Annotated in this window: 14 protein-coding genes; 4 read left to right on the top strand and 10 right to left on the bottom strand. The window is 41.4% G+C overall.

Annotated features, from left to right (window positions below; genetic code table 11):
• Nucleotides 1-10 precede the first annotated feature (10 nt).
• The 6 genes from VK664_RS13680 to VK664_RS13655 all read right to left on the bottom strand — a co-directional run bounded on the left by VK664_RS13680 (nt 11) and on the right by VK664_RS13655 (nt 4,488).
• Nucleotides 11-499, bottom strand: coding sequence for a DUF1905 domain-containing protein (locus VK664_RS13680; RefSeq protein WP_461399236.1), 489 nt, complete (start codon nt 497-499; stop codon nt 11-13).
• 31 nt (nt 500-530) lie between these two features.
• A complete protein-coding gene (locus VK664_RS13675) occupies nt 531-1,724 on the bottom strand; it encodes a heparan-alpha-glucosaminide N-acetyltransferase domain-containing protein (RefSeq protein ID WP_461399235.1) in 1,194 nt (397 codons plus the stop codon).
• Nucleotides 1,725-1,767: 43 nt separating this feature from the next.
• Nucleotides 1,768-3,192, bottom strand: a complete 1,425-nt coding sequence (locus tag VK664_RS13670; protein WP_461399234.1) for an RtcB family protein — start codon at nt 3,190-3,192, stop codon at nt 1,768-1,770.
• Nucleotides 3,193-3,356: 164 nt separating this feature from the next.
• The gene (locus VK664_RS13665; protein WP_461399233.1) at nt 3,357-3,590 is read right to left on the bottom strand and encodes a hypothetical protein; all 234 of its coding nucleotides are present in this window, start codon (nt 3,588-3,590) and stop codon (nt 3,357-3,359) included.
• A 5-nt stretch (nt 3,591-3,595) separates the two neighbouring features.
• The gene (locus VK664_RS13660) at nt 3,596-4,054 is read right to left on the bottom strand and encodes a hypothetical protein (RefSeq protein ID WP_461399232.1); all 459 of its coding nucleotides are present in this window, start codon (nt 4,052-4,054) and stop codon (nt 3,596-3,598) included.
• A gap of 137 nt (nt 4,055-4,191) precedes the next feature.
• Complete coding sequence (locus VK664_RS13655; RefSeq protein WP_461399231.1) at nt 4,192-4,488, bottom strand: hypothetical protein; 297 nt, start codon at nt 4,486-4,488, stop codon at nt 4,192-4,194.
• A gap of 168 nt (nt 4,489-4,656) precedes the next feature.
• Here VK664_RS13655 and VK664_RS13650 point away from each other — a divergent pair, with 168 nt between their 5' ends.
• Both VK664_RS13650 and VK664_RS13645 read left to right on the top strand, forming a co-directional pair.
• Entirely contained in the window at nt 4,657-5,691 is a 1,035-nt protein-coding gene (locus tag VK664_RS13650; RefSeq protein WP_461399230.1) for a LacI family DNA-binding transcriptional regulator, read from the top strand.
• Nucleotides 5,692-5,866: 175 nt separating this feature from the next.
• Entirely contained in the window at nt 5,867-6,613 is a 747-nt protein-coding gene (locus tag VK664_RS13645; RefSeq protein ID WP_461399229.1) for an ankyrin repeat domain-containing protein, read from the top strand.
• Nucleotides 6,614-6,710: 97 nt separating this feature from the next.
• On the opposite strand, the gene VK664_RS13640 is transcribed toward VK664_RS13645, so the two are convergent.
• The 3 genes from VK664_RS13640 to VK664_RS13630 are packed head-to-tail and all read right to left on the bottom strand — an operon-like array spanning nt 6,711 to nt 8,564.
• Complete coding sequence (locus tag VK664_RS13640) at nt 6,711-7,112, bottom strand: iron chaperone (protein ID WP_461399228.1); 402 nt, start codon at nt 7,110-7,112, stop codon at nt 6,711-6,713.
• A gap of 51 nt (nt 7,113-7,163) precedes the next feature.
• Complete coding sequence (locus VK664_RS13635; RefSeq protein WP_461399227.1) at nt 7,164-7,985, bottom strand: N-acetylmuramoyl-L-alanine amidase; 822 nt, start codon at nt 7,983-7,985, stop codon at nt 7,164-7,166.
• Nucleotides 7,986-8,036: 51 nt separating this feature from the next.
• On the bottom strand, nt 8,037-8,564 hold the full coding sequence (locus tag VK664_RS13630; protein ID WP_461399226.1) for a response regulator: 528 nt from the start codon (nt 8,562-8,564) through the stop codon (nt 8,037-8,039).
• A gap of 163 nt (nt 8,565-8,727) precedes the next feature.
• On the opposite strand from VK664_RS13630, the gene VK664_RS13625 reads away from it, so the two are divergent.
• Nucleotides 8,728-9,495 (top strand): methyltransferase domain-containing protein, encoded by a 768-nt coding sequence (locus tag VK664_RS13625; RefSeq protein ID WP_461399225.1) that lies wholly within the window; start codon nt 8,728-8,730, stop codon nt 9,493-9,495.
• Nucleotides 9,496-9,500: 5 nt separating this feature from the next.
• Here VK664_RS13625 and VK664_RS13620 read toward each other — a convergent pair whose 3' ends face one another.
• Nucleotides 9,501-9,911, bottom strand: a complete 411-nt coding sequence (locus tag VK664_RS13620) for a DUF1801 domain-containing protein (protein WP_461399224.1) — start codon at nt 9,909-9,911, stop codon at nt 9,501-9,503.
• Between the two features lie 194 nt (nt 9,912-10,105).
• Here VK664_RS13620 and VK664_RS13615 point away from each other — a divergent pair, with 194 nt between their 5' ends.
• Complete coding sequence (locus VK664_RS13615) at nt 10,106-11,656, top strand: hypothetical protein (RefSeq protein WP_461399223.1); 1,551 nt, start codon at nt 10,106-10,108, stop codon at nt 11,654-11,656.
• Nucleotides 11,657-11,678: the final 22 nt, after the last annotated feature.

The raw sequence follows: 11,678 nt of genomic DNA, 5'->3' as shown, positions 1-11,678 counted from the left end.
TAATCAGCGTCTATGGTATGCGGATATTTTTTTCACCAGCCCTTAGCCGCTGCAACAATATTGTAATATGCTTTAGCAAAGTCTCCTCTGTTTTTACATAACTAAGGTATTTGAGGATATCTTTTTTACGCGATTCGGTCAACTGTTCGAACTGATCAAGCAATTTTTCATCTTTGAGTTTGCGCGCAAGTATCGCAGGCATTGGATAGTGATGTTCATAGTGATTCAGGTCTTGCTCCAAGCTGAATTTTACGGCATCCCCTTCAACTGCCCCGGTTCCTTTTAGCATAGGAGTATTTACATACAAAATATATGGTTTGTCTTTTACCGGCATCAACGTTGTATGGAAAGGAAAACTATTAATGGTGCCCTGTACTTTTATCAGGCCTTTAGTGGCTTTAAGTTTGTTTGTCACCTTTGCAGGAACATCAACCACCAGGTTAATTCCAATGCGATAAATGGTTGCTTTGAAGTTTAGAAGCTGATGATCATTTTTCATATCCTATAAATGGTGTGTTATATGTTACACGCTATAATTTTACCTGTACTCCCTTTTTGCCGAGCCAACCTCCGACCATTACGATCAACATTGCGAAGACGAAAGATTTTATCAAACCTATAAATCCATACGAAACAACGGATGGATATGAAACAGCAAATGCATTCATCAGGCCGTATGCAAAATATGGGAGAAGGTAACAGGTTAATGTGTTTGTGCCTGCTGGTTTGATAATATTGAACCAGTATTCTTTTTTCCTGATATCTGATAACCAGTAAATCAATATAAAAGTGAAGAAAGTAACGGCAGTGCAAATCAGTACCCATGATGGCGTAGCTTTTATTTTTGAGATGCCATCTAGCGGGCGAACAGCAAAGCCGGCAACGAATAACACAGCACTGATAACTAACAAAAGCCAGATAAAACGGAACTGGTTATTATCATTTTTTTGCCTTATCAATAGCATTGAACAAATTATTCCACCGGTCACAAAAGCCGGCATTGCACCTTCTTCAAAAGGAGAAAATAATTGATTGATCGGTCCTTCGGCGGGCAGCAGGTGTGCATGGGCGGCAGTATTGATTCCAATAAATAGTAACCAGCAACCTGTCATAAGCCATAAGTTATGACCCAGAAAAGTATAGGCCAGCGAACTGACAAAGTAAGCCCAACCAATCAGCCCAAGGATCCCCCACCATGAAGTAGAAAAGCGATCGTTGCCTTCTTCACCACCACGATAGAACCAGGCCAGTAAAAACAGGATAACAGAAGCCCCGACCTGCAAAGTCAGGCGCAGCTTTTTATTCATACTCCTGGGATAATTATTCCAGATAAGAATAAAACAAAGACAACACAAGGGAAACCAGGTCCACCGGGGAATACCGGTAGCCGCAGCATTAATTGTTTCTCCATTCACCAGGAATACGCCCATTACAATCAATGCAAATGACCGGATCAATATGTGTTTTACGATCGCGAAATTATCCTCGCCCCTCGCCCTTCTTCCCGCAACTGAAAATGGAGCAGACATTCCCACTATCACCAGGAAGGCGGGGAACACAACATCTGCCAGTCCCATACCATCGTCTTCGGCCTTTGTATGTTCAAGCCATAAAGGAATGTCTTTTAATGACCAGAGATCATTTACAAAAATCATCAGCACCATGGTAATGGCACGAATTATATCTATCGAAGAAATACGCGTTAAAGGAGAAATACGCGGCACAGGAGTTGTTTGCATAAATGGTTCTAATCTCGGCTGAAGATATTTAATCTTCGCGGCTTCCATCATTTGCCATTCTTACGATCCGGGGAACAAACTTTGCAACCACATCAACGAGTTGGGTTTGAGCTGCCATTACCTTGTTGATATCTTTATAGGCCATAGGTGCTTCATCAAGTCCCGCGCCGATCAGTGTTACCTGGTGATCCTTTAAGATCGCATTCATTTCGGTCCTTGAAATATTCTGAATTGCTTTTGTACGGCTCATCTGGCGGCCCGCACCATGCGATGCTGAATTAATTGATTGTTCTTCACCTCGTCCACGAACCAGGAAGCCGGGAGCCGTCATGCTACCAGGTATTATACCCATCACACCTTGTCCTGCAGGTGTTGCGCCCTTTCGGTGAACCAAAACATCTTCACCGTTCCAGACTTCCTTCCAGGCGAAATTATGATGGTTCTCAATCTTAACGATAAGGTTGCCACCAATAGCTTTTGTGATCCGGTTATGAATAGTCTCGTGACAAGCCGAAGCATAATCGCCGGCAAGGTTCATGGCAAGCCAGTATTCATTTCCCTCTTCACTTTTCAAATCGAGATAAGCGAGGTTAGCAGCTTCCTTTGGTAATTGACAGATCTGTTTGGCTAGTTTTGTATAGTGCCCGGCTATGGTGGCACCAAACCCACGAGATCCGGAGTGCGATAATAACGCGAGGTATCTGCCTTTTTCAATATCCAGTTTTTCGTCACGCTCTGAAAATTCAATGATCCCCCATTCCACAAAATGATTACCGCCGCCGGAAGTACCTAGTTGGGTGTGCGCTTTGTCCTGCAAGTGCCTGATGAATGGTATTAGTTTAAAAACAGGACTGTCGAGTACTTCATGATCCGCCTTATTCTTACCGGTAAAAGCTGCGCCAGCACCAAACTTTGTATGTGAAACCAGTTCCCGTTTATACTTCGACTCGTTCGATAAGAAATGAATTTCAGGAATGTCAAATATCGACAGGGCCATACGGCAACCAATGTCAACACCAACCCCATAGGGAATAATTGCATTTTTTGTAGCCAGTACACCGCCGATAGGAAGTCCATAACCCTGGTGCGCATCAGGCATAAGGGCACCGGCTACGGTTACAGGTAATCGCATGGCAATTGCCATCTGGTCCTTGGCTCCATCTTCAATGAAGTCGCCGCCATAAACCTGGTAACCTGGGGGGTCTTGTGATAATGCAATGCTTTCGTTTACTGGAATATTCTTTTCCTCAACAAGTGCAACAGCCAGTGGCTTTAGTGCTTCATCCTCCAGGAAAAGTTCAGGATAGGCAAGTGCTTTTTTCAACAAAGGCAGGATCTTTGTTTTTTCCATACCTGCCAGTGTAGTTGCAATCAATTGTTTGGCGAGTCCGAGGATTTTTCCTTCGCGGTAGCCTATATGTATCAGTTCTTTTCCGGTTACTGTTTTTTTCATGGCAATGCATTATATCCATTAACTGCGCTTAAGCAAATTACAACATCACCATGTTATGCAAAATCTGTACTTCCTGTATCGACCCTCATTTATCCTGACTTCATTTGTCTTGTGTTCATTTATCTATCCTGAGGTCTTTTTATCCTGAAGTCAATGTGCTAGCATCATTTAAAAAACCCCGGATTCAAACCTGCCTGTGCACCGGCTAAAAAATTACCGGTATGGGCGCGTTTTTGCAATTCATTAAGGCTCGCTTTGTTTGTGTCCTGGAAATAGCTTCTTCCATCTTCGGATAAATTTCCTGCACGATAAGCATTGGTCAATTCAGCAGATCTGCCGTTTTCAGTTAACAGGTTGATAAACATCCTGCGTATGTTATTTACAGATAAGAGTTTCATAGATTTTAGTTTGGATTTGAATAGTTGTATTGAACTGATTGCGAGCCTGGAATATAGGCCGGTTCAGCCTGCTGCATATCCAAAGATTCAAGGATTACCTTTGCTGTTGCTGCATTTGATGATACCATGATATCATGTTTAGTGGCCAATGATATAAGATCGGTGATACCTGTCTGGAAGTTATTCCCCCTTTCAGTTGAACCCATGCAAATCAGGAAATCAATTTCTTTATTTTCGATCATAGTCGCCAGCTGACGGTATCCGCCAAAGGTGCCATGGGGCAATGATGTTACGGGAACTGTTAGCGTGCCTGTCAGTATCAATGCTATCTCGTCGTTGGCAACAATATTATGCTGGCGCAACAAGGCTTTATTAAAATAAGACCATTCAATCAGTCTGTTTCTATTTTCGTCATCTACTACGATGGCGATTGTTTTTGGTGTTTTGTTCAATTGTTTGTTCATGTTTATTTTTTTAGGGTTACGTGGAATCACAAAAACCTGCACTAATGGCAGGCAAGAATCGTTATCACATAAGTTTGGATAGATGTTATTTCAACATCGGCAAAAAAGAAGACCAGGAATTGTATTACAGGAGTATGTTAAAGAACCCTTACCTGTTTACCTGCGCCTAATGCCTGGGCTACAACACCGAGGTCTCCATTGGCTGTCCCGGCAATTATTACCAGTTCGATGTTTGAATCATTTATTATAGAGCTGCTATCATTCACTATTTCGGCGTCGGGATAATGATCCCTGACTAAATTATTGGTTGCTTTACCGCTAGCCAGGATCTTCGTTACCTGGTAGCCGTTAGAAAGGCTCACATCTTGAGCTAAAGATGGAATAGTTGCGTTTCCACACTCAATTAATCCTACATATTTCATCGTCGTTTCCATATTCACGTGTTTTTAATGTGTATCAACGCCACAAAGTTACGATAATTGTTTAATCGATTAAACAAAAAGGATTAAATTTACAGACTGTCGATGTTTTCGGGGCTGGTTGACTACCCAATTCCTGCAACCAGCAAATACAATCGATTAACCTTTATACAATTACAGACCTTGCCGATTAAAAAAAAGACTTCGTTAAAAGATATTGCTACAGCGGTTGGAGTGTCAACAGCCCTGGTATCTTATGTACTTAATAACAAAAAAGAGGGTAGGATCCGGAAAGAAGTGGCCGAAAAAATCCGGGCAATGGCTTTAAAACTTAACTATAAGCCCAACCAGATAGCCAAAAGTCTGAAAACAAATAAAACAAATACAATCGGACTGATTGTGGCTGATATTTCCAACCCGTTTTCATCCAGTCTTGCGCGTATCATAGAAGATGAAGCACACAGGCAGGGTTATACCGTGATCTTTGGTAGTTCTGATGAAAAGCCTGAGAGATGTGAAAATCTTATAGAGACTTTGGTTAACCGCCAGGTGGATGGGCTTATCATATTTCCACCCGCTGATTCGGCAGGACAGATAATTCAACTGAAAAAACAACAAATTCCATTTGTGTTGGTAGACCGTTATTTCCCCGAGATTGAAACAAACCAGGTGACGCTGGATAATTATGAAGCTACTTTTGATGCAATACAACACCTTGTAGATGCCGGGCGCAGGAAAATCGGCATGATAACTTACCGCACATCGATGGTGCATCTAAATGACAGGATAAGAGGTTACTGGACGGCACTGAAAACGGCTGAAATCAAACCTTTGAAAAACTGGTTGAAGCAGGTAAAAATCAACAATGATCCAAAAGAAATAAGAGCTGCTGTTGACGAATTGTTGTCCCGCGGTATTGCGGTGGATTCAATATTATTTGCTTCAAACCGCATTGCAGCTATTGCTCTGAAGTACATTGATGAACTGGGTATTAAAGTGCCTGAAACCCTGGCAATAGTAGGTTTTGATGAAACTGAGATTTTCGATTTTTTCCGTGTACCAATTACCTATGTCCGTCAGCCTTTAATGGAGATCGGCCAAACTGCAACCAGGATCCTCCTGGATAATATCAATTCAAACAAAAAATGCGAGCAGGTGAGATTGTCTGCGAAACTGGTGATCAGAAAAAGCAGCGATCAAGAGAGATATGAATTATGAGTTATGAATTATGAAAGGTTAGTTGGAGAGATGTGAAATGGGAATGGTTAATTCATAACTTTATTTAATAACTTTATTTCATAACTGTATTTCAAAACTAAGTTTCATAACTGTATTTCAAAACTTTATTTCATAACTAAGTTTCATAATTCATAACTCATAATTCATATCTCTCTTGACGTTTGGTTTAAATAAAATGGTGGGTGAAATCGAGATTCATTCTGTGGAAGGAATCAGGGCTTGCTTTGATGAGGGGGTAAGTCCGAATGATGTTTATAATGGTAAGCCGCTTATTTATGAAATGATAAATGAATACAGCCGGGGACCTTCATTCAGTCAGTGTATCCAGGTATTTATCGATTATGGTTTGGAGTTTGAAGACAAAACACTGCTGGCGGTTTTGGCAAATAATGCTGAGGCACTGGCACAACAATTAGCAGCTGATAGCGGGGTAGTTTCCCGACGGTATAATTTAGACTGTGCGTTCACCCCGCTATTCGATTCAACCCTGCTGCATATTTGTGCAGAGTATAATCATGTTGCTTGTGCTGAATTGTTATTGAAAAACGGTGCAGGGGTTAATGAAAAAGCAGGTGAAGATGAAAATGGTTTTGGTGGCCACACTCCTATCTTTCATACGGTAAATCAAAATGGAAACAAATGCATCGATATGATGCGTTTACTATTATCAAATGGTGCTGAACTTTTCACAACCGTAAAAGGCCTTATTTGGGGTAAAGGGCATCAATGGGAAACTTTTATTCCGGCTGTGAATCCTATCAGTTATGCAATGATGGGGCTGCTTCGCCAGTTTCAGAGAAAAGAAGAAAATATTTATGCCGTTGTCAATGAACTTATGAAACACGCTTATGGAATAGATTACAAACCATCTAATGTTCCGAACGCTTATCTCAATGCCTGATCACTGTTATGGTTATCCGAAATAGTACTGGTAACCTGGTACTGGTTATGGTTAATACAATTGACGTTTTGCTTTCATGAGGTTATTGTCAATACAATTAACGTTTAGCTTTTCTTAGTGTTTTCAATTCAGCAGCTGCTATACTTTCTTTAACACGAAACTTTACGATTTTTGTAATCAATGCAACGGGAAGTGGTTTGTCAAGTGGAAATTGAACCGCACCCTTTGAATTCTTATATTGTGAAAGTTCCTCTTTGAAAGATTCAATACCGGATGGTGCCGGATAAAATCCAATATGATTTTTATAACCGGCGAAGTGCACAAGGTTTCCATGAAGAGTAAAGGTTGGCATAGCATACTTAATTGCTTCTTCCGCTTTTGGAGCAGCCTTGCTTATTATTTCTCTCATCTGTTTTAATAGCTTCTGAACATCTTCAGGAAAGCCAGCGATATAGTTATCGATCGTTTCAACCTGGGTTCGTCCCATTGTATTTGCCATCGCTAATGAATATGTTTTGTTGGATTGGAATTTACATCATTTATCGAAAACCTATTCTTCCAATAAGAATTTGCTCATGATCCAGCCTTCCAGGTCGTTAAGGCCGTGAACGGTTTCGAGCGCCTCGACGAAGCTCCAGTTGCCATTGCGCTTCAATACCCTGACCCTGGTATTGGGAGGCAGCACATCAGTTACAGTCAGAAATTGAGTTCCTGCCCCCGCCCTGATGTTAACGGCTACCCTGGTTATATGGGCCTTTAAAAGATCATCCTTTCTTCCAAACACTTTCGACCGGAAACTTCCCATCGGAAATGCAGGGCCAGGATCGGATTTGCGATGAGGAGCGATATCTTCATGCCCTAGCACATCTCTCAGTGAATATGTTTTTACCAGGGCTGCCGAAACTTGTGCGGCTACCTGCATCTGAACCTCGGTATATGCATGCCAGGCTGATTCTGTTGTCTCATTTTTATGTGTGGCCAATACGACATCGGAATCAATAACAGCTTTTTTGTCAACCGCGCAGATCCAGGCTGCACCCGATCTCACAAGTCTGCCACCATTCACCAATTCGATGCCAACAGAGAATTTATTAAGGCCATTCAGTCCATTCCATTCACTTTGTCCTGCATGCCATGTCATCACATTAAACGGTGCGAACTGTGTGATCGAACCATCCCGGTCGATCAGCAAATGTGCAGAAGCCTTAGCTTCTTTGTTAAGGAACCAGCTTATTGAACCTTTTTCCTGTGTGGCAGCTGTGTAGTGAATAACCAGGTATTCGGGCGTAATTTTACCGCCTTTATTTGGGGTAAGATGAAAGTCAACCTGTCTGTTCATGTTGTCAAACAGTAGGTGGTTGGTGATTTTCATTTGAATTAATTTAAAGGATTTGAGGGATAAGGCTGTTCCGTTTTAAGTTTTTCAAAAACTATTGAGGGCCCGGTAAGCGTATTTTCTTTGTTGTCTGTAAATTCCTTTGTTCAGAATTTCAAGAATGGCAATTCTTATTTCTTCAGGATCGGCTGTTTTAGCTATACAACCATGGGCACCAGCCTCAATCATTTTTTCCGGACGTTCATGGAGGGGATCCATATATAGAACCAGGATCTTAATTTCCGGGTTAAATTCCTGCAACAGTCTCACGGTTTCTATCGCATTCATCCCTCCAATATGAGTTGAGACCAAAGCAATATCAGGGTTGACATTACTTTTTAAAAGGTCAATTACTTCCTTTCCGTCTGAGGCTTCGAAGAGGATTTGAAAACCCTGCCTTGATAAAGCCATGCTGATAGCTTTTCTGAAAAGTTTATGGCTATCAACTATGGCAATGCTCATTAAATTCTTTGATTTGCTTTTTTCTTTGTCTTTGTAGATAAATATTGTCACCAACTTCACCAGAATAACAAATAGGACGATGACGATTAGAGTATACAATATTTGGTTAGGCATTTTCCAGGTTTTGATTGGTTGGTATCGTGCAAGAAAGGGCTTCAGAATTTCAGAAGAACGCTACTATTAAGTTAATCATTATTTTTAAAGTATAATGAATCATTGAATAAGACCCTTGATGAGTTGATAAAATGTATCGAGTGTTCTCTTAACAAATTTATTTATGAAATGGAATCCCGGAACTTATAATAATTTCAGGTCTGAACGCATGCGGCCTTTTTATGATTGTGTTCAATTAATTGAACTGAGACCATCAATGGATGTTATTGACCTCGGTTGCGGGATGGGCGACTTAACCCTAAAACTTGCAGAATATTTGCCTGAACCAAAAACGGTTCTGGGTGTCGACTCATCGGCAGAAATGCTGCTGGAATCTTCCAGGTATAAACATGATAAATTATCATTCCGTCAAGGTGGTATTGAGGATCAGCTGAAGGATAACAAGAAATGGGATCTTATATTTTCACATGCGGCTATACAATGGATAGCAGATCATCGTAGCCTGATGTCAATTATGATCTCGCGGTTAAAACCTGGTGGTCAGCTTTTAATACAAATGCCAGCCCAATACCACAATATTACCAATAGAATACTGGTTGAACTTGCGGACACCAAGCCTTATTGTGATGCATTGCAAAACTGGAATCGCAGATCACCAGTACTGGATCCAGGTGAATATGGTGAGATCCTGTTTCGGAATGGAGGGCAAAACATACAGGTGTTCGAAAAAATTTACCCCGTAGTTGTTAACGATTCAGATGATTTGTATGATTGGGTTTCCGGAACTACATTGATACCATATCTGGAAAGATTGAATGATGATGCCGCGATCGCGTTTGTGGCTGAATTTAAGATGCGTTTAAAACGGCATTTCAGCCAGTCTCCGGTGTTTTATCCATTTAAGCGAATTATTATGTCTGCGAGCTTCTAACCTTTTTATTCAATCATTTTCAACCATTCGCGTATAACTAATTGTAAAGATTTTTTTTTGTCAGCCAGGTCCTTTATGTCTTTGATATTAACCACCCTGCGGCCATCTTTGTAATCACCTTCCAGCACACCGCTTTTGTCTTTGATGATAGCTCCTGTTGGGAAAACCAGTAAGGCATTGCCACGATGAACGTTCACCACCACCAGGTCACTTTTGTAATCTTTTGGATCGAAGGCTTTCATCTCTCCGGTATAAAAAAAGCTGGGAGAGTTCCATTTGATCTGTTCTCCTATTGAAGGATCGACACTCAATATGACCTCGCGAACAGCCTGAACAACTTCTGCTAATCCAGGTTCAAGTTTTTTGATAAATGCTGTTACCTGTTCGGGAGTGTTGATGTCCTTTGACTTCGCCATGATTATAATTTAACGCAAGAACGGTAAAATTTTTATATTGCTCTTCCGCTAAACCCGGCAACAAGCAAAGCGAATTGGAAAGTGATCCGTTATGCTGATGTGTTCCTTATGCTACCTCAAAACCCGGGATATGATAAACAGCGATAAGGAATCTAATTGCGTATATTATTCTATTAACTTATAAATTCAAACCGATGAGGAATTTCGAAGAATCAATGAGACCAGCAAATGATGAGGAAAATTCAAGACGCGATTTCATAAAAAAAACAGCAAAGCTAGGTGCCTTTGCTGCTGCAGCTCCTTTTGTTGGGATTTCACCCCTCAGCGCTTTTGTCCCTGATAAGGTAGCTGTGGGCGATATGATGCATGGTATCCAGATAGGGGCTGTTTCATTTGTTGATGAAGGAGTAGACCAGGTATTGGATATTGTTCAGAAACGCGGAGGAGTTAATACTTTATTTCTTACTGTCTTTACATACGGTCGTGGCCTTGCAGGCAGACAGTTACCAGGTGAAAAGTTTCCGGACCATGGTTCACAGGAATCAGATAGCAAAACCTTCCATGGTGGTAACTATGCAACGGTTCATCCTGAATTTTATAAAAATACAAAGCTAAAAGAGGTCCGTGCTACTGAACATGGCAATTTTGATATACTGGCATCCGTAATACCAGCTGCAAAGAAAAGGGGTATGAAAGTATTTGCTTCTATTGAGGACCAATGGCGTTCAGATGTACCGGGTATTATAGATTGTACTGAAGTTGACCTATTGGGACGCCGGTCCAATACCCTTTGCCTCTTTCATCCGGATGTACGTGCTTTCTGGACGAGCCTGGCAACTGATATCAGCAAGTCTTATGACATAGACGGGGTGCTTTTCTTCAATGAACGCAATGGTCCGCTTTTAAACGCCTTAGGTGCGAGTCATTTCCAAACGATCGATTCTACCAAATCAACTTGCTTTTGCCAACATCATCAGCGCGAAGCAAAAAAACTTGGCATCAACTTTCAACGTGCAAAAGAAGGTTATATCAAACTTGATCAGTTTGTCAAATCTTCTATTAAAGGCGAACGCCCAAGCGATGGATACTATGTTGAATTCAATCGCCTGCTATTAAATTATCCCGAAATCGTTGCCTGGGATAAGTTATTTGATTTGGCTAAACACCAGGTGCTCGAAGAAGTGTTTGCTGCTGTTAAAGCCGTCAATAAGGACCTGCAGGTTGGTTTCCATGTTGACCATGTAAATTCATTTAATCCTTTCTTCCGGGCAAGCCGAAGTTATGGAGACCTTGCCGCCAAGGCTGATTTTCTGAAAGTGGTCGCTTATAATAACTGCGGTGGTGAAAGATATGCCAATTTCATACGAAACATTCAGTCGACTATTTTCCGCGACGTTCCAATGGAAGAATTGATGCGCTTCAATAATCACTTACTGAATTATGGTAATGAAGCTACCATAGAACAATTACCGACAGCGGGTTTGTCTGCAGACTATGTTTTTCGGGAAACTCAAAGGGCAATCGTCGGTGTGAAGGGGAAATGCAAGATTCTTCCCGGTATTGATATTGGAATTCCAACAAAAGCCACCAGCCGTAAGGGATCCCCTGAAGATGCTTATGCAGCAACTGCGGCTGCTTACAAAGCAGGTTCCCACGGAGTGATCCTTTCCCGCAAATACTCGGAGATGGATCTGGCAGATATTGATGCGGCCGGAAGGGCAATCAAAGAAGGTTCAAAAGCTTAATCCTTGTATTTCAATGTTAACA

This window comes from Flavitalea sp. (genome assembly GCF_035489435.1).
Taxonomy (GTDB): domain Bacteria; phylum Bacteroidota; class Bacteroidia; order Chitinophagales; family Chitinophagaceae; genus DATHKG01.
This window is presented reverse-complemented; position numbering and strand designations above follow the sequence as displayed.

Bases quoted from the DNA above. Each gene is read 5' to 3' on its own strand.
- VK664_RS13665 (WP_461399233.1), bottom strand. From the start codon at position 3,590: ATGAAACTCTTATCTGTAAATAACATACGCAGGATGTTTATCAACCTG.
- VK664_RS13630 (WP_461399226.1), bottom strand. From the start codon at position 8,564: ATGCCTAACCAAATATTGTATACTCTAATCGTCATCGTCCTATTTGTT.
- VK664_RS13635 (WP_461399227.1), bottom strand. From the start codon at position 7,985: ATGAAAATCACCAACCACCTACTGTTTGACAACATGAACAGACAGGTT.
- VK664_RS13615 (WP_461399223.1), top strand. From the start codon at position 10,106: ATGAGGAATTTCGAAGAATCAATGAGACCAGCAAATGATGAGGAAAAT.
- VK664_RS13640 (WP_461399228.1), bottom strand. From the start codon at position 7,112: ATGGCAAATACAATGGGACGAACCCAGGTTGAAACGATCGATAACTAT.
- VK664_RS13655 (WP_461399231.1), bottom strand. From the start codon at position 4,488: ATGGAAACGACGATGAAATATGTAGGATTAATTGAGTGTGGAAACGCA.
- VK664_RS13625 (WP_461399225.1), top strand. From the start codon at position 8,728: ATGAAATGGAATCCCGGAACTTATAATAATTTCAGGTCTGAACGCATG.
- VK664_RS13680 (WP_461399236.1), bottom strand. From the start codon at position 499: ATGAAAAATGATCATCAGCTTCTAAACTTCAAAGCAACCATTTATCGC.
- VK664_RS13670 (WP_461399234.1), bottom strand. From the start codon at position 3,192: ATGAAAAAAACAGTAACCGGAAAAGAACTGATACATATAGGCTACCGC.
- VK664_RS13660 (WP_461399232.1), bottom strand. From the start codon at position 4,054: ATGAACAAACAATTGAACAAAACACCAAAAACAATCGCCATCGTAGTA.
- VK664_RS13620 (WP_461399224.1), bottom strand. From the start codon at position 9,911: ATGGCGAAGTCAAAGGACATCAACACTCCCGAACAGGTAACAGCATTT.